The 23,451-nt window shown below is 65.7% G+C and carries 7 protein-coding genes and 1 pseudogene; 4 read left to right on the top strand and 4 right to left on the bottom strand.

Translation table 11 applies throughout. From position 1 onward, the window contains the following. Window positions 1-361: 361 nt before the first annotated feature. The 4 genes and pseudogenes from FHS29_RS30670 to vioC all read right to left on the bottom strand — a co-directional run. A pseudogene (locus FHS29_RS30670) lies at window positions 362-1,622 on the bottom strand (IS701 family transposase); the annotation flags it as partial. A 99-nt stretch (window positions 1,623-1,721) separates the two neighbouring features. Continuing rightward, complete coding sequence (gene vioD / locus FHS29_RS30665; RefSeq protein ID WP_184696699.1) at window positions 1,722-2,843, bottom strand: capreomycidine synthase; 1,122 nt, start codon at window positions 2,841-2,843, stop codon at window positions 1,722-1,724. Next, entirely contained in the window at window positions 2,833-3,483 is a 651-nt protein-coding gene (locus FHS29_RS30660) for a Fe(II)-2OG oxygenase family protein (RefSeq protein ID WP_184696697.1), read from the bottom strand. The genes vioD and FHS29_RS30660 overlap by 11 nt, the downstream gene beginning before the upstream one ends. A gap of 170 nt (window positions 3,484-3,653) precedes the next feature. Next, window positions 3,654-4,691, bottom strand: coding sequence for an arginine beta-hydroxylase, Fe(II)/alpha-ketoglutarate-dependent (vioC, locus tag FHS29_RS30655; protein WP_184696695.1), 1,038 nt, complete (start codon window positions 4,689-4,691; stop codon window positions 3,654-3,656). 975 nt (window positions 4,692-5,666) lie between these two features. Between vioC and FHS29_RS30650 the strand changes: the two genes are divergently transcribed. The 4 genes from FHS29_RS30650 to FHS29_RS30635 all read left to right on the top strand — a co-directional run bounded on the left by FHS29_RS30650 (window position 5,667) and on the right by FHS29_RS30635 (window position 22,775). Then, entirely contained in the window at window positions 5,667-6,755 is a 1,089-nt protein-coding gene (locus tag FHS29_RS30650; protein WP_184696693.1) for a TauD/TfdA family dioxygenase, read from the top strand. Then, window positions 6,740-7,957, top strand: a complete 1,218-nt coding sequence (locus FHS29_RS30645; protein ID WP_184696691.1) for an argininosuccinate synthase domain-containing protein — start codon at window positions 6,740-6,742, stop codon at window positions 7,955-7,957. The genes FHS29_RS30650 and FHS29_RS30645 overlap by 16 nt, the downstream gene beginning before the upstream one ends. Before the next feature lie 2 nt (window positions 7,958-7,959). After that, complete coding sequence (locus FHS29_RS30640; protein ID WP_221456916.1) at window positions 7,960-8,667, top strand: cyclase family protein; 708 nt, start codon at window positions 7,960-7,962, stop codon at window positions 8,665-8,667. Window positions 8,668-8,837: 170 nt separating this feature from the next. Then, a complete protein-coding gene (locus FHS29_RS30635; RefSeq protein ID WP_184696687.1) occupies window positions 8,838-22,775 on the top strand; it encodes a non-ribosomal peptide synthetase in 13,938 nt (4,645 codons plus the stop codon). The last annotated feature ends 676 nt before the right edge of the window (window positions 22,776-23,451 follow it).

Below are 23,451 nucleotides of genomic sequence, written 5' to 3'. Positions count from 1 at the left end.
GCAGACTCCCCACAGGAGCAGCATCCATCGCAGGGATGCCCGGTGCGGCGGTGGCGGCGATCCACTCGGCGAGCGTGGTGGGACGTGACAAGGTAGACACGGTCATGGCGCGGCTCTCGACGTCGGAGCTGATGCTGGACTCTGAGATGACGAGGTGTCCTCGTCGCGATGACAGGAAAGGCCCGAGATACGCCCGGTTGGCGCAGCCTTGAGCACTGTCGGCGGGTTCTGGCATCCGCGACTAGTAGGGCTTTGTCAGGTGCTGTTGACCTGGGTCTTCTGTGGGTCGGCTGTGGCCTGGACTGGTTGTCGGCAGATGTGGCAGATGCCGGTCCAGGCCGCGAGTTATGCCTGGAGTTGGCGCAGGACGGCGTAGAGGGTCAGTCCTGCGCAGCGGCTTTGGGGTGCGGCGCAGCTGCGTGCAGATGGCTTGCGCTACGGAGGCGAGGGTGACGTGGCGGTGCCAGTCGGTCCAGGAGCGGCCTTCGAAGTGGTCCAGGCCGAGGCCGTCCTTGAGCTCGCGGTAGTCGTGTTCGATGCGCCAGCGGATCTTGGCGATCCTGACCAGGTCGCGCAGCCGGATGTCGGCGGGCAGGGCGGACAGCCAGTAGTCGGTGGGTTCGGGTTCGCCGGTGGACCATTCGGCCGGCAGCCAGCACCACTCGAGCAGGCTGCCGTCGGAGGCGCTGGGGATGTTGCAGTCGGCCGGGCGTACCCGCAGCGCGAGGAAGCGGGAACGCATGGTCGCGGTCGGGTTGCCGATGTGCTTGAGGGAGCCGTGGCGCCAGACCACGAACCGCCCGGCCGAGCGTCCGGCCGCCGTCACGACGGTCTTGGCGATGACGGGCTTGTCGAGGAAAATCGTCTTCATCGACGGGCGCCCGGTGCCGGGCCAGGTCGGCGGGACCGGGGCGGTGTCGGCGGGGTGGACGCTGGTGGAGGTCAGACCGCAGCCGGTCAGCCCTGGCGGAAGGCGGTGGCGTCGCCGTAGGCGGCGTCGGCGATTACCGGCCGCTGCGGCAGGCCTCAGCCGAGCAGTTCGTCGATCATGTCCAGCGCCAGGCGCCACTTGCTGCCGTCCGCCTTTTCTCCCGGTGCCGCACCCGGTCCGGGATCGCGCAGCGGGTCCGCTTCCGGACGATCTCCGCAGCTGTCGACTCGTCGTCGGTCTTGGTGTCGTCCCAGGACTCGGGCAGGAACAACCGCCAATCCGGCGCGGCCGAGGCCCAGTCGGTGACGGCGTGCACACTGACCCCGACCTGGCAGGTGCCCCGCTTGCCCAGGGCGCCGCAGTACCTCCGCGCCGCCCCCGGCGAGGAGGTCCCGTCCTCAGGAAAGCCGGTGTCGGCCGCGGCCAACGCGTCCGGGTCGACGAACTCCGCCGCCCACACCGCCGATCGTCGGCGGACCTCGGTGTGGTCTCAGGTCGAGGTCGTGACGAACTGCTGGAGCTGCCGATGGTCGACACCCAGGCGCTCGGATATGGGCTGCTTCGACTTGCGCTTGTCGTCCAGCAACAGTCCACGGAGATACAACTCGCCCTTGCCCCGCTGCTCACGACGAACGAAGCCGCCGAACACCTCCGCAGCAAGGTCCTCGATCACCGGGCGAACCAGCGCTATCTGCCCCGGCCCCACCCATCAAGAAGATCACACCCGCGACACAGCCCAGCACCCGACCTAACAAAGCCCTACGGACAGATGCGTGGGAAATCGGATGTGTCATGACGAGCCCTCGCTTTCCGAGAGCAGTTCGGAGAACGCGTGCAGCCCTCTAGCCAGATCGACGCTGTCGCCACCGAAACCGAGTCGCACATGGCCGGGATGGTGAAAACACTCACCGGGCACGAGCAGAACCCCGTGCTCACGCATAAGCCGGTGACAGAACGCTATCGTATCCGGTATCGAGCGGAGTCGGGGGAATACGACCACACCGGCCGCCGGCCGCGCGTACGAGACAACTCGTTGGTGTGCGCCCATCCACTCGTCGACGACTTCGCGGTTACGGGCCGCCACCTGAAGCCGTGGGAGGAGCAGGCGATCCGCCGAGGCAACTACCTGACGGGCTACGAACTCAACGAGGGGAGACAATGCCAACGTGGTGTAGTCGCGTGTCGTCACACAGTGCTTCACGATTTCCGATGGGCCGATAGCCCAACCGAGCCGCAAGCCAGGCAGCCCGTATGACTTCGACAGTGTCCCGAAACTGATTCCCCGGTCGTAAAGTATAGACACGGCCGGGAGGGACGGCGCATCGTAGACAAGGTCCTCGAACGCCCCGTCCCAGAGCAGATAGGAGCCATACCGCTGCGCGATCTCCACTAGTTCACGCTGCTCCGCGTGGGTCAAAGTGACGCCGGTCGGGTTGTGCGGGAAGTTGACGACGATCATTTTGGTGCGTGCGGTGACGAGCCGCCGCAGCTCTTCGAGATCCGGCTGGAACTGCTCTTCGGATCGCAGATGCCATCGCCTGACACGGCAGCCGAGGGCATCCACGGTCGAAATCAGCGAGTGGTATGCGGGCTCAACGACGACCACTTCATCACCCGGGCCAAGGATCGAGGCAAATACCAGAAGTTGAGCCTCCGTCGAACCGTTGGCAACGATCACCTCCGACGCCGCCCCCGAACCCCACCGGCTCGCGATGAGCGACCGGAGCTCTAACGAGCCAGCCGATGGACTGTCTCTGAACGACACGCGGTCCAACTCTTCTGGCTCGATCCCGAGTAGCGAGCGGAGCTGTGCGAAGTCATACGGCTCTACTCCGCTAGAGCTGATGTCTGTCGACGCCTCGAAGTAATAGTCGCGCAGCCAGTCTTCAAGAGGTGCTGGTCTAAAGAGCACAGTGTCCTCCCAGGATTCGACTGAGCAGGTCCCCGTGTCGACCTCGCGACTTCCCACGGAAGGCGACTGCGCGTTCGATCGAGTTGTGCTGCGAAAGATGCGATTTATCAGGTGTTATCCGGAAGCGGGGTTCGAAGAGTGCCGAAGCGTCGTGTTCATCCAGCTCTAAACCATCGGCCCTCGCTACCGTCGTGACCTTTTCTGTGGGGTTACGGACACAGGCTAGAAGGACCGACTCCGGGCGACACGAGGGAAAGGCGTCACCGGTGTGCCAGCCCAGTGGGACGTCTGGAGCGATGCTCAACTGATTACCCTCGTCTTCCTTGATGGGTAGTACGTCCTGGGTGATCCTGCCGTTCTGTTGTGTCGCCCAACCAAAAGCGTCGCCAAGGAGGGCAGCATAGAGGGCCAGCAGCAGATCATGTCCGGCGACGACGGGGAAGGAAGCCGGTTCCAGCGGCCGGGGTCGGCCGATCACATCATCGTCGACTGGGTGCCCTGCAATGACGCCGTAGCCCGATTCCTGCCGACGGAACGCGTCGACGTACTCCTGCAGCCGCGGCGGTAGTCGGCGGGCGTGGACCGGAGCGTTGAGTAAGAATTCCTGATCCTCCGCGTTGCGGTGACGACGCCGCAGCATGGCGGAAATGTGGGAATGGGTCCGCTTCTTAGCGACCAGCCGACGATGCCGGCGCAGGATCGTGCCTGGCGTGACCAGGCGATGAAGACCGCGGCTCCCTTGAGTCCAAGCAACTGTCCCGTCGCGTAGCTGGGGGACGCGGCAAGGTTGGTCAACACAGACAACGTCGTTTATCCGATCAGTCGGGAGGCGGCCGTCGCGCGCATGTCCCGAGATTTCCGAAGGTCAGTCGTCACGTTGACGCGTTTGAGCCAGCGGTCAGTACCGTCGTAGCGGGCGGTGAAGGGCGCTCGACCGTGCACGGCGCGGTGGTTGTTCACGAAAAGGAAGTCACCCTGTTCCAGCACTATGTTCCGGAGATTGCGATCTATGACCTCGACGAGAGCTCGGAACGCGCGGTTGGCGTCCAAGTCCTCCTCGGGAATCTCCATGAAGTACGGATCGAGCCGCAGATAGGGATCGGTCGGCGATCCGAAGAGCACCGCCACCGGCCTGTGGTCCGTGGTGAGGCGCTCGATGTTCGCGAAACGCCGCCGGTCGGAGGCGGACACCGAGGAGTTGTTCCCAGGTCGATGCGACTCGTCCGGGACGATCCGAAACCGCTCCTGGAAGAGGAGGCCCAGGTCTTCCGGAGACAATGCTGAAACATCCAGTTCAGCCACGGTGGTCGCGACACGGTCCGGATTTCGCAGTGACGCCAGGATGAGATAGTCGCCCCGGTACGGGTGGAAGGCGTCCTCGGTGTGCCACGTCAGCAGCTCTCTGCTGCCCGAGCCGAGCTGCTCGTACTCGTGCTCCTTGATCGGGAAGGTGTTGTGGACGAGGTGACCATCTTGCTGGGTGACCCACCCGAACGGCTCACCAAGCAGCGCCGCGTACAGCAGAAGTAGGATTTCCTCCGGGAACTCGGGCCCTGGGCGTGCCATACCTCGCCAGTCCGCTGGGGTGGGGCCAATCCGCGCGGCATCCATCACGTGGCCCTTGACGATGCAGAAGCCTCGTCTGTCGGCAAGCGCAAAACGGCGGAGAAAACGCTGTGCCCGCAGTGGCAGCTTCGACGCATGGAAGGGCAAGTCGCACAGGAGATCCTCATCATCGACCGACGAGTAGCGTTGAGCCAGGGACGTGGCCAACTCCGCCGCCGCCTTCGCCTCCGCTGGCGTGAGGATGGCTACCTCGTCGGATGCTTCCGCAGAGCTGGATCTCATCATCTCCTCCGTAGGGTGTTCAACCCTGGAGCTCCGGTGGACTCGGGAGGTCCGAGCAGCCGCTCAGCGATCGGCAGCGCCTGGCCTGCCCGCTCGCAACTCGATGTGAACCCTAGCGAGGGGCGTTGCCAACTCGAGCTAAAGGGTCATGGGGGCATGATCGAGGTCGGGGCCTGGAGAACGACCCTTCCGTGAATGCTAGGGCGCGATCGGCTGAGCGTCCAGCGCGTCCGGTTACGAGATGTGGGTGAAGTCCGGGATACCAGCGTCGGTAGTCATGGGTGAGGGTGTCGTTGGGGGGGCGCGTTCTTCGAGCTGCAGGTACGGCAGCACCCTGTCGTGAAACAACTCTCGCCAACCGTCACGTCGATAGCCTGGTGTGTACGCCCCGACAGGGTGAATCGCGAGCTTCTTCTAGCTGGTCTATGGGCCGTTTGAAGGCCTGAGTTCAGGCCGCGGATGGCCAGGGACAAATGTGGGTCGGTTTTAATCCGTCGCATGGTGGCGGCGATCTGGGAGTGGCCGGCTTGGCGGAGCAGACCAGTCGCTGGGTTACGTAGACTGACCACGATGCGTAGTCGGGTGGCTTTCGGGCCCGCGAGGCATCCTTTCGGTGGCGTTGGCGGGATCCGCACATACCGGCGGAATCAACCCGCTTGATGATCTACAAGAGTCGCGGGCGCACGCTGCGGAGCCCCATCTACCCCTCGCTAAGGGCATGGGACCTGCCCGGCGGCGACCGCGTGCACCACCTGCCCGGCACCGCTGGTGACGTTCTCCGGGGGCCATGGCCTGCTGCGTGGATGTCACCGCCACTGCTCGGTGCTGACCTGAAGGCGAGGTGCGGCCCGGTATGCCCCTACACGACCGGTATTCCCCATGACCAGGCTCCGCGAACCCGAGCATGCTCGATCACTACATCGGACCATTGCGTGACGCTGGACTCGAAGGAGGGGGTTACTTATAGTAAACAGCGTGGCTACCGGGAGTGGTCTCAGATCGCTGGATGACGTTGCGGTTTCGCTGACTGATGCCGAGCATGACTCGATTCGAGAGGAACTGGGCAAGCGCGCCCGCGCGCAGCTAGCCCTGCCGCTCGACAACGAGGAGCTGCTCTCGGAAGCCAGACTCGCAGCGAGCCTGCTGCCCGACCGACTGCTCCGCGCGCTGCGCCGGTTCCGCCGCCACGGCAACAGCGCGGGGGCGATGCTCATCCGGAACATGCCCATCGACTCCCGACTCCCCGCCACTCCGCAGGACGGATACCTGGGGCATTGGAGCGAACTTCCAGTCACGACCTACGCCCAGCTCACGGTAGCCTCGGTGGTCGGCGATATCATCGCCTACGCCGATGAGAAGGCGGGCAACCTGATCCAGGAGATCGTCCCGATCAAGGGCGCGGAGGCGCGTCAGGAGAACTCGGGGACCGTCTACCTGGAACTGCACACCGAGAACGGCTTCCACCCGAACAAGCCCGACTTCATCACGCTGTTCTGCCTGCGGCCCGACCACGCGAAGAATAGTCACACCCTCGTGGGCGCCGTGGCCGAGGTGCTGCCCACGTTGTCAGCCGAGTGCGTGGCCACCTTGCGCAGGCCACAGTTCCGCCTGCGGGTGAGCAGCTCGTTCGGCGACCACGGGACACACCGGCTGACCCAGCCGGTCGCAGTGATCTCCGGCGCGGCCGACTCCCCGGAGTTCCTCGTGGACTTCCACGCCATGGAACCGCTCACCGACGATGCGGGTACGGCGCTGGAAGAGTTGAAGCGGGCGCTGCAGACCTCACTGCGGGGTGTCAGGCTTGATGCCGGCGATCTGCTCGTGATCGACAACCGTGTAGCCGTCCACGGCCGCACACCGTTCGCCGCCGTCTACGACGAGACGGACCGCTGGCTTCGGCGCTGCTTCGCTGTGTCGGACATCCGGCGCTCGCAGAGGGTCCGCGCTCCGGGGTCTCGAGTGTGCGACCCGCTGAACATCATCTGCTTCTCGCTCTACCCGGCAGACGCATCCGCCGCCGGGCCTCACACCCGAGCGGAGAACCAGGGATGCATCACTTCCTGACGAGCCTGGAGGAGATGGCCGAGCGACCTCCTCGCCACATGCTTCTGCTCTACTCCGGTGGGTTGGACGGGACCTACCTCCTCCAGCGGTTGCGGGACATGAACATCGCCGTGACCGCGCTCAACGTGCGTATCGGCGAGTCGGAGCCGTGCAGCACGGCTGAGGAGCAGGCACGTATGTTCGGTGTCCGAATCCGTGACGTGGACGTGACGGAGCAGTTCTTCGCCGAATTCCTCCCTGCGGCCGTGCACGCGGACGCCTACTACCAGGCGCAATTCCCGGTCGGTTCCACGCTCACCAGGCCACTCATGGCCCGGACCGCGGTGCAGGTGGCCTCGGAACTCGGTTGCGACGTAATCGGCCACACTTCGACTTACATGCAGAACAGCGCCATCCGGCTCAGCGGGTCGATCACCGCGCTGGCGCCCGACATCGGCGTCGCCGCGCCGTTCCTCGGCTCCGACCTGTCTAGGTCGGAGAAGCTCACCGCGCTGCAGGGCGTCGGGATCTCCTTCCCCGAAGGCATCCACAGCATCGACAGCAATCCGTGGACGCGGGTCATCGAGTGCGGGTCCTTGGAGAGTCCGGAGAACTACCTCGACGAAAGCGTATTCCGATGGACCCGTGACGTCAGCAGCGCCCCTGATGAACCGATGGAGATCAGCCTCACGTTCGACAGGGGCCTCCCTGTAGACATCGACGGCACGGTAATCGCGCTCGGCGACCTCGTGGAAAGGCTGAACGCACTCGGCGGCGAGCACGGCGTCGGCCGGTTCTCCGGTCTGGAGGACACACCGTTCGGAGTGAAGAACCACGAGATCCGCGAAGCCCCCGCCGCGACCATCATCATCAAGGCGCACCAGGTTCTGGCCAACGCCGTCTGCACGCCCCAGGAGCACGCGTTGCGTGGGACCATCGCCCGCGAATGGACCACCACAGTCGTACACGGCGGGTGGTTCAGCAACCTCGGCGAGAGCTTGGCGAGGTGCCTCGCCGACCTGGACCGCCCGCTGGCCGGGACCGTGCGTCTGCGGCTGCACAAGGGGTCACTCACGGTCTTGAGCGTGAACTCACCGAACGGGCTCTACTACACCCGGCTCGGCCAGGCGTTCCACGAGTGGATGAACGAGTATTCGTACACGCCCTGGTTGTCGCTGGCGACCTATCCCAGCCGACTGCGACGATCCGGCAAGGTGGAATGAGCATGGGTAAACGGATCCTCGCCGATCTGTCCCACGTGGTGCGACACGGGATGACCACCTACCCGGGGCTGCCGGGGCCAGTGATCGAGGACCATATGTCCAGGGTGGATTCCCGCAGCAAGTACGCCCCTGGGACCGAGTTCCAGATCGGACGCATCACACTGGTGGCGAACACAGGCACCTACGTCGACGCACCATTCCACCGGTTCGAGGGCGGCGCCGACCTCTCCGAGGCGCCCCTGTCGCGGTTCGTCGACCTGGAAGGTGTCGCTGTTTCTGCGGTGTCTCGGCCATCGGGCTCGGGCAGCATCGGCCCGGAGGTCTTCGAGGGGCTGGACGTGACCCACCGCGCCGTTCTCGTGCACACCGGGTGGGACCAGCACTGGGAGACCCCGCAATACGGCGCGGACGGCCACCCGTTCCTGTCCGCGGCGGCTGTTGAGTGGCTGGTGGCCCAGCGCCCCGCAGTGGTGGGAATCGACTCCGTCAACATCGACAACATGCTCGACCTGACGCGGCCGGCGCACACCGGGCTGCTCGAGGCGGAAATCCCGGTCGTCGAGCACCTGACCGGGCTGCAGCAGGTAGTGGGCATGCGATTCCGCTTCCACGCCGCCCCGATCGCGGTCGCCGGAATGGGCACCTTCTCGGTTCGGGCGTACGCGCTCATCGACGACCAAGGTGACGACCACGCGCGAGAGCCAGGATAACCCCAGCAGTATACGAAGGTCGTGGACCGTGGAAAAGCGCCACCTCGATCCCAGACCAACGAAGAGATCGACGCCTCGGCCCGGGAGATGATCGGCCAGGTGCCGAGCGCGCATCTTATCGGGACAGTGCGGTCTTTGGTTCGGTACGTGCGAGGATCGGGGAGGCAACGTTGTCCGGCAGTGAGGCTACTGCCCTGCCGTTGTCGGCAGGGCAACGTGGAATTTGGCGTGCTGAACAACAGTTGAACACACGTGATCGGGTCCACAAGATCGGTGAATACGTAGAGATACTGGGGCCGATTGACCCGAGGTTGTTCGAGGCGGCGCTGCGACGGGTTATCGCGGAGGTCGACTCGCTGCATGTCCGATTCGTCGAGGGCGGCGGCGGACCAGAGCAGGTTCTTGAGTCGTCATCGGATTGGCCCCTATCGATCGTCGATATCAGTGAAGACCCTGATCCTCACACGGCTGCGCAAGCATGGATGACGGCCGACATGGCGCGGCCGATGGATCTCGCCCGAGGCCCCCTGTTCAGCTACGCGTTGATCAAGTTGGGACCTAGCCGATTCTTTTGGTATCACGTCTATCATCAAATAGTGATGGACGCGTTCGGTTACTCCCTCATCGCGCGACGAGTGGCGGAAGTCTATACGGAACTCGCACGCTGGGGGACGTGTTCTCCCAATGGGTTCGGTTCGCTACGCCGGCTACTGGACATTGATTCTGATTACCGTGCGTCGAAGCGATTCGGGCAAGACCGAGCATACTGGACAGAGCGTCTCGCCGACCCGCCAGAGCCGATCAGGATCGCTGATCGACCATTGCGTACGCCGGAAAGTCGCGTTCATCTGTCGACCTTTCCCACGCTGCCCAGGGTGGATAGTTTCCAGATAGCGTCGCGTCGGACTGGAGTACGATGGTCTCGGGTTGTCATCGCGGTGACAGCGTTTTATGTGCATCGCCTGACGGGCGCACAGGATGTGGTTGTCAGCTTACCGGTCACGGCTCGGCAGGATGCTGTTCTCAAGGGTATACCGGGCATGGTCGCAAACGTGTTGCCGCTACGATTGCCGGTACGTCCGGACATGAGTATGCCCGAACTTACAAGACGAGTGACAGAGGGAGTCGACGAGTTATTAGCGCATCAGCGCTATCGGGGTGAGGATCTCCACCGGGATCTTCACCTACCCGGCGAAGTCGGGACACATTTCTCCCCGACGATCAATATTATGTCTTTCGACTACGATCTGCGCTTCGCTGGATACCGTAGCGCGATTCACAACATATCCCCCGGCTCTATCAATGATCTGACGATTTCCGTTTGGGGCAGGAGGGACGGTTCAGGACTACGGATTGGATTGCATGCGCAACCGGAAGCCTGCAGCGCTGACGACCTGGCCACCCATCAGCAGCGTCTAGTGCATCTTTTGGGAACCATTGCGGTCGACGACCCCGACCGCTCGATCAGCCGCATCGACCTTCTCACCACTCAGGAACGCCGCCAGCTGCTGATCGAGCACAACGACACCGCTTACCCGTTCCCGCCCACCAGCCTGCCAGGATTGGTCGAAGCTCAGGTGAGGGCCACCCCTGACGCGGTCGCTGTGGTGTTCGAGGACACTTCCTGGACCTACCGGCAACTCAACTCCCGGGCGAACCGGCTCGCCCACGCACTGATAGCCCGGGGTGTGGGCCCAGAACAGATCGTGGCACTTGCGTTGCCCCGCTCACCGGAGCTCATCATCGCACTGCTGGCGGTACTCAAAACCGGCGCCGCCTACCTACCCCTGGACCCGGACTACCCGCCGGCGCGGATCAACCTCATGCTCGATGACGCACAACCGGCACTCCTCCTGGCCGACACGCAGACGCTGGCGTGTGTCGCCGACAACACCGCCACACCACGGTTTTTGATCGACGACTCCGACACCCTGGCAATGCTGGACGAACACCCGGACGCCGACCCCGTCGACTCCGACCGCACCACCCCACTCACACCACAACACCCCGTCTACGTCATCTACACCTCCGGCTCGACCGGCGCCCCCAAAGCCGTCGTGATGCCCGCCGGTGGGTTGGTGAACCTGTTGCTGTCGCTCCAGCGATCCTCTGCGAGTGGCCCGGGCAGCAGGGTCGCGCAGTTCGCCGCGATCAGCTTCGACGTGTCGGCGCAGGAGATCCTGTCCACGCTGGCGTTCGGGAAGACGTTGGTGGTTCCCACCAACGAGGTTCGGCGCGACGCGCGACTGTTGGTGGACTGGCTGGATCGGCACCAGGTGGAGGAACTGCTCGCTCCGAACCTCGTGGTCGAGGCGCTTGCCCAGGCTGCCATCGAGGACGGGCGTGATCTCGCGCGGTTACGTGTCATCGCCCAGTCCGGTGCGGCGTTGACGGCGGGCCGCCAAGTCCGAGATTTCTACCGCCGTCAGCCGCATCGGCGGTTGCAGAACCAATACGGGCCCACCGAAACCCATACGATCACCGCCTACACCCTGCCTGCCGACGTCGCTGGCTGGCCACTGCACCCGCCGATTGGCCGGCTGTTCAGCAACACCCGGGCGTATGTGCTGGATTCCGAATTGTGTGCAGTTCCGGTCGGAGTTCCTGGCGAATTGTATATCGCTGGTGTCCAGCTGGCGCGTGGCTATCTGGGTCGGGCGGGGTTGACCGCGCAGCGTTTCGTGGCGGACCCGTTCGGTGTGGCGGGCGAGCGGATGTACCGGACAGGAGATGTCGTCCGGTGGCGCGGCGACGGAGCCCTGGAGTTCGTAGGCCGCGCTGATGACCAGGTCAAGATCCGCGGATACCGGATCGAGCCGGGCGAGATCGCTGCCGTGCTCGCCACGCACCCCGAAGTCACGCAGGCCGCGGTCATCGCCCGGGAAGACCGGCCCGGAGACAAACGACTGGTCGCTTATGCCGTGGTCGCCAATGAGGATCTGCAGCCGGATTCGTTGCGGGAGTTCCTGCGGCAACGGCTCCCGGAGCACATGATGCCTGCCGTGGTGCTGGTGGACAGTTTGCCGTTGACACCGAATAGGAAACTGGATCGTAGGGCGTTGCCGGCCCTCGATTACTCGGCGGCAAGGTCGGGACGAGCGCCGAGGAGCCCGCAGGAGCAGCTGCTCGCTGAATTGTTCGCCGAAGTGCTGGGGTTGCCCAGGGTCGGTGTCGACGGGGACTTGTTCGAGTTGGGTGGGCATTCGCTGGTGGCGACTCGGCTGATCGCCCGAATCCGCGCCACCTTCGGTGTGGAGCTGGAGTTGCGCGCCCTGTTCGAAACCTCCACGCCAGCCGGTCTGACCGGGCGATTGGATGACGCCGGGCCGGCCAGATTGGCGCTGACGCGGTATCAGCGTCCGGATGTGGTGCCGTTGTCCTTCGCGCAACGCCGGTTGTGGTTCCTCCACCAGCTGGAAGGCCCCAGCGCCACCTATCACGTCCCGTGGACGTTGCGCCTGTCCGGGGAGGTGGACCGCCCAGCGCTACACGCTGCGCTCGGTGATGTGATGGCCCGTCACGAGAGTCTACGGACGGTCTTCCCGCAGGTAGAAGGCACACCATGCCAACTGGTCCTGGACGCGCGGGCGGCCCGGCCATCGCTGAGGGAGACTGAGACGACCGAGGCGGCGCTACCGGAGAGGCTGGCCACCGCAGTCCGGCGCGGGTTCGACCTCGCCACCGAGCCGCCCCTGCGGGCCGAGCTGTTCACACTCGCACCTGACGAGCATGTGCTGCTGGTGGTACTGCACCACATCGCCAGCGACGGCTGGTCGATGGACCCACTGTCACGAGACCTGGCCGCCGCCTACACCGCCCGTCGTCAAGGTCAGGAGCCGGAGTGGGCGCCGCTGCCGGTGCAGTACGCCGACTACACACTGTGGCAACACCAGCTTCTCGGTGACCAGAGCGACCCGGACAGTATGGTCGCCACCCAGCTGGCCTACTGGACCCAGGCGCTGGCTGGACTGCCCGAACAGCTCCATCTACCCACCGACCGTCCCCGCCCGGCGGTGGCCTCACACCGGGGCGGTCAGGTGCCTGTGCGGCTGGACGCGCGGCTGCACGAGGAACTGACCGGGCTGGCCCGCCGCAATGGGGCGAGTGTGTTCATGGTGTTGCAGGCCGGGCTGGCCGCGCTGCTGTCCCGGCTCGGCGCCGGCGAGGACATCCCCTTGGGCAGCCCCATCGCCGGGCGCACCGACCAAGCGTCGGACGAGCTGGTCGGGTTCTTCGTCAACACCCTGGTGTTGCGCACCGACACCTCCGGGAACCCCACCTTCACCCAGCTGCTGGCCCGGGTCCGGACCACTGCGCTGAGTGCCTACTCGAACCAGGACGTGCCGTTCGAATATCTCGTTGAGACCCTCAACCCGGCCCGTTCCCTGGCCCGCCACCCCCTGTTCCAGGTCATGCTCACCATGCAGAACGCCCCCGAGGTCGGTGTCGACCTGCCCGGACTGCGGCTCACCCCGGAGCAGATCGACACCGAGGTCGCCATGTTCGACCTGCACTTCGCCCTGTCCGAGCGGCACAACACCCACGGCGCACCCCAGGGCATCGAAGGGGTCGTGGAGTACGCCACCGACCTGTTCGACCCGACCACCGTCGAGACCATCACCACCCGCTGGGTGCGCCTGCTCCACGCCGTGGCCGCCGACCCGAATCGACCGATCGGCCGGATCGACATCCTCGCCCCCACCGAGCGCCATCACCTGCTGCACACCGGGACCGACACCGCCGACCCGGCCCCTGCGACAACCCTGCCAGAACTGTTCCAAACCCAGGCCGCGGCCACCCCGCACGCGATCGCAGTGATCTGCGGGGACACCACCCTCACCTACGCTCAGCTCAACACCCGAGCCAACCAGCTCGCCCACGCGCTCCTCGGCCGGGGGGTGGGCCCCGAGCAGATCATCGCGCTGGCCCTGCCCCGCTCGGTGGACATGGTCGTGGCGATCTTGGCGGTGCTCAAAGCCGGGGCCGCCTACCTGCCCTTGGACCCCGACTACCCACCCGCACATCTGGCCTTCATGTTCACCGACGCCCACCCCGCCCTGGTGCTCACCCACATCCGCACCGCAGCCCGCATCCCCCAGGACATCACCACACCGCAATGGGTGATCGACCATCCCGACACCACCGAAATGCTGGGCGAATACCCGGACACCGACCCCACCGACACTGATCGCACCACCTCCCTCCTCCCACAACATCCCGCCTACGTCATCTACACCTCCGGCAGCACCGGCACCCCCAAAGGCGTCGTTGTGGCTCACCAGAACATCGTCAATCTCGTGATCTGGGCGGTGTCCGACATGGGCTCTGAGCGGCTGGCCCGGGTGTTGGCCTCGACGTCGCTGAACTTCGATGTGTCGGTCTTCGAGATTTTTGGTCCGTTGACCTGCGGCGGCAGCATCGAAGTGGTGCGGAATCTGCTTTCGTTGCTTGAACGCCCGCGGAAGAGGTGGAGCGGAAGCCTGGTCAGTGCGGTGCCCTCGGCGTTGACTCAGGTGTTGGCGCACGGTGGGGTGGAAATCGAGGCCGATGTCGTGGTGTTGGCTGGGGAAAGCCTGACTGCGCAGGGGGCGCGCGACATCCAGGTAGCGATTCCGGGCTGCCAGGTGGCCAACCTCTACGGCCCGACCGAGGCGACGGTGTATGCCACTGCATGGTACAGCGAGGGGGCAATTCGCACCGCACCGCCGATTGGTCGGCCGGTTTTCAATACGCGGTTGTATGTGCTTGATGGCCATCTTCAGTTGGTGCCGCCTGGTGTGGTGGGTGAGTTGTATATCGCCGGTGCCCAGCTGGCGCGTGGCTATCTGGGTCGGGCGGGGTTGACCGCGCAGCGTTTCGTGGCGGACCCGTTCGGCGTCGCGGGCGAGCGGATGTACCGGACAGGAGATGTCGTCCGGTGGCGCGGCGACGGAGCCCTGGAGTTCGTAGGCCGCGCTGATGACCAGGTCAAGATCCGCGGATACCGGATCGAGCCGGGCGAGATCGCTGCCGTGCTCGCCACGCACCCCGGGGTCACGCAGGCCGCGGTCATCGCCCGGGAAGACCGGCCCGGAGACAAACGACTGGTCGCTTATGCCGTGGTCGCCAATGAGGATCTGCAGCCGGATTCGTTGCGGGAGTTCCTGCGGCAACGGCTCCCGGAGCACATGGTGCCTGCGGCGGTGGTGATCCTGGAGGCGCTGCCGGTCACCCCGAACGGCAAAACCGACCGCAAGGCGCTACCAGCCCCCGAATACGGGTCCTCCGGTGCGGACCGGACACCGCAGACTCCACGCGAGCGGCTCCTCACCGAACTGTTCGCCGAGGTACTCGGCGCGGCTGCCGTCGGAGTCGACGACGATTTCTTCACCGTGGGCGGGGACAGCATCCTCTCGATCCGGCTGGTCGCCCGGGCCCGGGCGGCGGGAGTGGTGTTCACCGTGCGGGAGGTGTTCGAACACCGCACCGTCGCCGCCCTGGCCCAGATCGCCGACGACCTCACCGAAGTGGTGATCGAGGAGCCCGGCACAGGAACCGGAACGGTGACGCCCACGCCGATCATGCACTGGCTGGGCGAACACGGTCACCAGTTCGACCGATTCCACCAATCGATGCTGCTGGTGGTCTCCCCGGATCTGAGGGTGGAGCACCTCCAGACCGCGGTGTCGGCCGTGCTCGACCACCACGACGGACTGCGTTCCCGGCTGACCCACCGCGCCGGCGACCCCGGCGGAGGGTGGACCTGGGAGATCACCCCACCGGGCACCGTCACGACCACGCAAACGGTGCGCCGTGTCGACGCGACCGGTCTGGACCCTGAGCCGTTGCGGGCGGTCATCGCGCGGGAGAGCGCCGCAGCGGCGGCTCGGTTGGAACCCGAAACCGGGATGCTGATCCAGTTGGTGTGGTTTGACGCCGGACCCGACCGCACCGGTCGGCTGCTCGTGATGGTGCACCACCTGGTCATCGACGGGGTGTCCTGGCGGATCCTCGTACCCGACCTGGAGAGCGCCTGGCAGGCAGCCACCACCGGACACCGCCCCCAACTCGACCCGGTGGGGACCTCACTGCGCCGCTGGTCCCAACACCTGCAAGCCCAAGCCCACAACCCCACCCGGACAGCCGAACTCCAACTATGGACCCAGATACTGAAAGGACCAGACCCGCAGCAGCACGGTCAACGGCCCGAACCCACCGACCGCGCCACCCCCGAAGGACAGCCGGAGCCCGCCGACCGTACCGCCCCCGAAGGACATCTGAGGACGACTCTGCCGCCGGAGGTCACCGCACCATTGCTGAGCAGCGTCCCGGCAGCATTCCACGGCGGGATCAACGACATCCTGCTCACCGCGCTCGCACTGGCCCACGGGCACCACACCGGGTCGGACTGCAGTGCAGTTCTGGTGGACGTGGAAGGCCACGGCCGTGAGGAGGGGATCGCCGAAGGGGTCGACCTGTCGCGCACCCTGGGCTGGTTCACCAGCTTGTACCCGGTCCGTCTGGACCCCGGAACGCTGTCCTGGGACGAGGTCCGCGCCGCCGGACCGGGACTGGGACAAGCGGTCAAACGAATCAAAGAACAGCTCCGCGCGCTGCCTGATCACGGGATCGGCTACGGCCTGCTGCGCTACCTGAACCCCCACACCGCCCCGGTGCTCGCCACCCTGCCCAACCCACGAATCTGCTTCAACTACCTGGGACGCTTCCCCACCCTCGCGACCACCGAAACCGGAACCACCGAAATCGGTGATGCAGGGTGGGTCGCGGCCCCCGAAGCCGACATCCTCGACGGCGACACCGATCCCGGCATGGCACCCACCCACGAGGTCGAGATCAACGCGGTCGTCCGCCACCACCCTGACGGCCCACGGCTGGACGTGGAATGGAGCTGGGCCCCCGGAAACTGGTCCCGAACCGACGTCGAACGGCTGGCCGAACACTGGTCCCAAGCGCTGCACGCCCTCGTCACCCACACCACCCAACCCGACGCAGGCGGACACACCCCAAGCGACTTCCCCCTCCTCACACTGACCCAACACCAGGTCGAACACCTCGAAGCCATCAACCCAACAGGCCTGACCGACGTACTACCACTGTCCCCAATGCAAGAAGGACTGCTGTTCCACACCCTCTACGACCCCCACGGCCCCGACGTGTACATGGTGCGGACCGTCTATGACTTGCACGGCCCCCTGGACACCGCGCGGCTGCGCACCGCCGTGGCGGGTCTGTTGGAACGCCACCCCAACCTGCGTGCCGGCTTCTACCGCCTCGACTCCGGAGAGGCCGTGCAGCTCATCCCTCGCCACGTCACGCTGCCCTGGGAACAGAGCGACTTGCGAGGGCTGGACGCGGCCGAGGCTGAGGCCCGGGTGGCGTGGATGACGGCCAACGATCGTGCCCGCCGCTTCGACCTGTCCTGCCCGCCGCTGCTGCGCTTCACGCTGCTCCACCTGGGCCCCGAACACCACCGTCTGATCATGACCAACCACCACATCCTCCTGGATGGCTGGTCGACGCCGGTCCTGATCCGGGAACTGTTCACCCTCTACGCCCGCCAGGGTGACACCAGTGTGTTGTCGCGGGTCACCCCCTACCGGGACTACCTGGCCTGGCTCTCCCGACAGGATCGATCAGCGGCCGCGGCGGCTTGGCGCCACGCGTTGAGCGGGCTGACCGGACCCACCCGGTTGGCTCCGGTCGACCCCCACCGGGTACCGGTGGTCCCGCAATGGATCACCCTCACGGTCCCCGCTGAGCTCACCAGTGCCTTGCACGACCAAGCCCGCCGCCACGGTCTGACCCTGAACACCATCATGCAAGCCGCGTGGGCTGTCTTGCTGGGCCAGTTGAGCGGAAGCCGCGATGTGGTCTTCGGAGCGGTGGTCTCCGGCCGACCCCCTCACCTCGCCGGGGTCGAAACCATGATCGGGCTGTTCACCAACATGGTGCCGGTCCGGGTTCAGTTGGACCCCGCCGAAACGCTGATCGACATGCTCACCCGACTCCAACACGAACAATCGCGCCTGACCGCTCACCAGCACCTCAGCCTCACCCAAATCCACCACCAGGCCGGATTCGGTGAACTGTTCGACACCGCCATGTCGTTCGAGAACTACCCGCTCACCCACGACACTCTCCCCAGCCCTCACACCGGATTGCGGATCACCTCCCTCGACGACCACGATGCCACCCACTACCCCCTTAGCCTGGTCGCCTGCCCGGGATCTGGGAACCTACAGCTACGGCTGGACTACCGCCCCGACCTGTTCCAGCGGGCGGGCATCGAAAATCTCGCCGCCCGACTGATCCGCTTCCTCGAAACGGTGACCGGCAACTCGAACCAACCCCTCGGGACGGTGCAGCTCCTCGCCCCCACCGAACGCCACCAAGTCCTGGTGGAATGGAATGACACCGCCCACCCGATGCCCAGCGTGGCGCTACCGGAACTGTTCGAACATCAAGTAACCCGTATCCCTCACAACACCGCCCTCGTCTTCCAGGACACCGCTCTGTCCTACACAGAGCTCAACACCAAGGCGAACCGGCTCGCCCACCTCCTCATCGAATGCGGAATCGGTCCCGAGCAGTTCGTCGCCCTGGCCCTGGCCCGCTCGGTCGACATGGTCGTGGCGATCTTGGCGGTGCTCAAAGCCGGGGCCGCCTACCTCCCCTTGGACCCCGACTACCCCCACCAGCGCATCACCTTCGTACTCGCCGACACCGTGCCCGCCCTGCTGATCACCACCACGACGACCGGTCTGCCCGACACCCCCGGTCTGCCCCGGCTCGTCCTCGACGACCCCGACACCCTGATGGCCTTGGACGAGCACACCGGCACCGATCCCACCGACGCCGACCGCACCACCCCGCTGCTTGCCGCTCACCCCGCATACCTCATCTACACCTCGGGCTCCACTGGTCGACCGAAGGGCGTGGTGATCCCGCACCAGGCGGTGGTCAACCGAATGCTGTGGATGCAGGAAGCGGTGCCGCTGCACGAGCGTGACACGGTGCTGCACAGGACGTCATTCACGTTCGACGCCTCGGTATGGGAGTTGTTCGCGCCGTTGATCGCGGGGGCGCGGGTGCTGCTGGCGTCCCACGAGGACCAACGTGATGTGAGCACTCTGGCTCGGCTGGTCGCACGGAACAACGTCACCGTGATGGAGGTGGCGCCCTTCTTGCTGGCCCCGCTGCTGCAACAACCAGCCGTCGAGGACTGGCACGCGTTGCGGCGGCTGTATGTCGCCGGTGAGGCTTTTGCCGGCCACCTCTTGATGGAGTGCCGTAACCGCCTGGGCTCGACTGCCATCTACAACCTCTACGGTCCCACCGAGACCTGCGTCGACGCCACCCTCCACGCGTGCCGGGACAGCGACGCCACGACCGCGATCCCCATTGGTCGGCCGGTTTTCAATACGCGGTTGTATGTGCTTGATGGCAATCTTCAACTGGTGCCGCCCGGTGTGGTGGGTGAGTTGTACATCGCCGGTGCCCAGCTGGCGCGTGGCTATCTGGGTCGGGCGGGGTTGACCGCGCAGCGTTTCGTGGCGGACCCGTTCGGCGTCGCGGGCGAGCGGATGTACCGGACGGGAGATGTCGTCCGTTGGCGCGATGACGGGGCCCTGGAGTTCATTGGCCGGGCTGATGACCAGGTCAAGATCCGCGGATACCGGATCGAGCCGGGCGAGATCGCTGCCGTGCTCGCCACGCACCCCGAAGTCACGCAGGCCGCCGTCATAGCCCGGGAAGACCGGCCCGGCGACACACGACTGGTCGCTTATGCCGTAGTCGCCAATAAGGATCTGCAGCCGAATTCGCTGCGGGACTTCCTGCGCCAGCGGCTTCCGGAACACATGGTGCCTGCCGCGGTGGTGCTCATGGAGGCGCTGCCGGTCACCCCGAACGGCAAAACCGACCGCAAGGCGCTACCGGCCCCCGAATACGGGTCCTCCGGTGCGGGCCGGACACCCCGGACACCGCGTGAGCGACTCCTCACCGAACTGTTCGCCGAGGTACTCGGCGCCGCCGCGGTCGGAGTCGATGACGATTTCTTCACCGTCGGCGGGGACAGCATCCTTTCGATTGGGTTGGTCGCCCGGGCCCGGGCGGCGGGGATGGTGTTCACCGTGCGGGAGGTGTTCGAACACCGCACCGTCGCCGCCCTGGCCCAGATCGCCGGCGACCTTGCCGGGGTGGCGGCCGAAGAGCCCGGCACAGGGGTCGGGGTGGTGGCGCCTACGCCGATCATGTGTTGGTTGGGTGAGCATGGTGACCAGTTCGACCGATTTCACCAGTCGATGCTGCTGGTGGTCCCCCCGGATCTGGGGGTGGAGCACCTCCAGGCCGCGGTGTCGGCCGTGCTCGACCACCACGACGGGCTGCGTTCCCGGCTGGCCTATCGGGCCGGCGACCCCGGCGGAGGGTGGACGTGGGAGATCACCCCACCGGGCACGGTCACGGCCGCGGGAATGGTGCACCGTGTCGACGTGACCGGTCTGGACCCTGAGCGGTTGCGGGTGGTCATCGCGCGGGAGAGCGCCGCAGCGGCGGCTCGGTTGGAACCCCGGACAGGGGTCCTGGTGCAGTTGGTGTGGTTCGACGCCGGACCCGACCGCACCGGTCGGCTGCTCGTGATGGTGCACCACCTGGTCATCGACGGGGTGTCCTGGCGGATCCTGGTGCCGGACCTGGAGAGCGCCTGGCAGGCAGCCACCACCGGACACCGCCCCCAACTAGAGCCGGTCGGAACCTCACTGCGCCGCTGGTCCCAACACCTGCAGGCCCAAGCCCACGACCCCACCCGGACAGCCGAACTCCAACTATGGACCCAGATGCTCAAAGGACTGGATCCGCGGCGGCCCGGTCAGTTCGTCGACCAAACCGCCCCTGAGGAGCATCTGAGGACGACTCTACCGCCCGAGGTCACCGCACCACTGCTGAGCAGCGTCCCGGCCGCGTTCCACGGCGGGGTCAACGACATCCTGCTCACCGCACTCGCCCTCGCATTGGTCCACGGGCACCACACCGGGCCAGGCTCCAGTGCGGTGCTGGTGGAGGTTGAGGGCCACGGCCGTGAAGAAGGGATCGCCAAGGGGGTCGACCTGTCGCGCACGCTGGGCTGGTTCACCAGCTTGTATCCGGTCCGCCTAGACCCCGGAACGCTGTCCTGGGACGAAATCCGCGCCGGTGGACCGGGACTGGGACAAGCGGTCAAACGGGTCAAGGAACAGCTCCGCGCGCTGCCTGATCACGGGATCGGGTACGGCCTGCTGCGCTACCTCAACCCCCACACCGGCCCGGTGCTCGCCACCCTGCCCAGCCCGCAAGTCCGCTTCAACTACCTGGGACGCTTCCCCACCCTCGCGACCACCGGGGCCGGAACCACTGAAACGAGTGACGCGGGATGGGTGGCGGCCCCCGAAGCCGACGTCCTGGACGGTGACACCGATCCCGGCATAGCGCTGACTCACGGCGTGGAGATCAACGCGGTGGTCCGTGACTACCCCGACGGCCCACGGCTGGACGTGGAATGGAGCTGGATCCCGGGAAACTGGTCTCGATCCGCCGTTGAGAGGCTGGCCGAGTACTGGTCCGAAGCGCTGCACGCCCTCGTCACCCACACCACCCAACCCGACGCAGGCGGACACACCCCAAGCGACTTCCCCCTGCTCAAACTGACCCAACACCAGGTCGAACACCTCGAAGCCATCAGCCCATCAGGTGTGACCGACGTACTGCCACTGTCCCCAATGCAAGAGGATCTGCTGGCATACGAGCTTTACGAAGAACCAGTCCCGGATGCGTACATGACCCAGTTGGTGGTCGAGCTGCGTGGAGCGCTGGACATCGGCGCGTTGCGGGCGGCAGCCCAAACCTTGCTGCGTCGTCACCCCAACCTGCGTGCCGGCTTCTGGTACGACGGGCTGGACGAGCCGGTGCAGTTCGTGCCGGGCGATGTCCGGCTGCCTTGGTCGGAGAGAAACCTCAGGAGCATGCCAAGGCACGAGCACGCGAGCGAGGTCACGCGGTTGCTGGCGGCCGACCGAGCGCGCCGGTTTGCCCTGACCGAAGCTCCGTTGATGCGTTTCACCGTGCTGCGCCTGGGCCCACAGCTACACCAGCTGGTGTGGACGGCGCATCACATCCTGGTGGACGGCTGGTCGGTGCCCGTGTTGCTGGATGAGCTGATCTCCTTGTACCGGCTGCCAGATGAGAGCAGGTTGACGTCGCCGACGCCATATCGGCAGTACCTGACCTGGCTGAGGGCACAGGATCGGGCTCAGGCCGAACGGGTGTGGCGGGACATGTTGGCAGGATTGGAGCATCCGACCCTGGTGACACTGCCGGAGCCCACCCGACGGCCCGAGCCGCCGCAACACGTCGCGGTTGAGTTGTCCGAGAAGGTGACCCTGGACCTCCAACAGCGAGCACGTCAGCACGGTCTGACGATGAACACCATGGTCCAGGGCGCTTGGGCCCTTGTACTGGGGCAGCTGACAAATCGTGATGATGTGGTGTTCGGAACCACCCTCTCCGGTCGCGCGCCGGAGATCGCCGGTGTCGCGACGATGGTCGGGTTTCTCATGAACACCCTGCCGGTGCGGGTGCGGTGGGATCCGGCCGAGAACCTCGCGCAGATGCTGGCACGAGTGCAGGACTTCCAGGCGATGATGACCCAGCATCAGAATGTCCGCCTGGTCGATCTTCACCGGTTGACCGGCATGGGCGAACTGTTCGACACGGTGACGGTATTCGCGAACTACCCGAACAGCCCCCAGACAGCAGCCAACGGGTTGCGGGCCACCGTAACCGAGGACCATGACGCCTGGCACTACCCGCTTCGTCTGATCGCGGTGCCAGGGCCGAAGTTGGCACTGGAGCTATGGTATAGGCCCGATCGACTCGGCCACGACCCCGCACGGCAGATCACTCGACGCGTAGCACAGCTGGTGGAGACGATGGCGGCGGATCTCGCACTACCCATTGGAGAGATCAATGGCCGCTTGTTCGAGGAGCCTCCTCCCACAAAAACACAAGGCCTCGATTCGACAACCCGGAGAGGCAAATCAACCATGACAAATTCCTGTGAGGACCCTGAGTAGGGTGGGAGGCCGACCAAAACCGCGGTGCGACATGAGGTCGCAGGGCGCCATGAAGCGGCGTGAACCGAGGGAGGTGCGAGACATCTCGCTAGGGCCTCCTGCGCCTACCCGCCAGACGACCCTGGGAAGTGGCGTGGCTACAGCAGTGGGCTACTCGGCTGATCGAGCAGGCTCGAGAGGGCACCTGCTATTCGGCTCGCGCTGGCGCGAGCTCGACCGGAGGAGGCAACACGGCCATACCGATCCCCGGCTACGCCCGAGGCTGGCGCAAACAGCGGCGTGATGCGGACAGGGCGGGTCTCCGTCCTCCGGTGGGGACCGACAAGACACCACGGACACGCCGACGGGCAACGCATCGACTTCAAGCTAGGCCGATCAGGTGATGACCGTCGGGTTCACGCTGTCGGCCGAGATGGTCACCAGGGTCCGGTGGCGAGGCCGCGCGTGACACCTCCAAGCACGTCGCACTGACGAGACCACCGGTGAACCGGCACACCGCAGCACGCTTCGACGGCGATCAGCAGGCGGTTCCCTTCCCCAACACTGCAGGAATGCTCGAACCTGCGCACCTCCGTCCCACTTTAAGAGCTGGTCTCACGTGGTGGTTTTGGTGAGCTGTTTGAAGCAGATGAGGGTGGCGGCGAGGGTGGCGAAGGCGCAGTAGTTGTCGGCGTGG

This window comes from Saccharothrix tamanrassetensis, assembly GCF_014203665.1.
GTDB classification, from domain to species: Bacteria; Actinomycetota; Actinomycetes; order Mycobacteriales; family Pseudonocardiaceae; genus Actinosynnema; species Actinosynnema tamanrassetense.
Note: the sequence above shows the minus strand (reverse complement) of the source record. Positions and strands in the feature narration are given on the sequence as shown.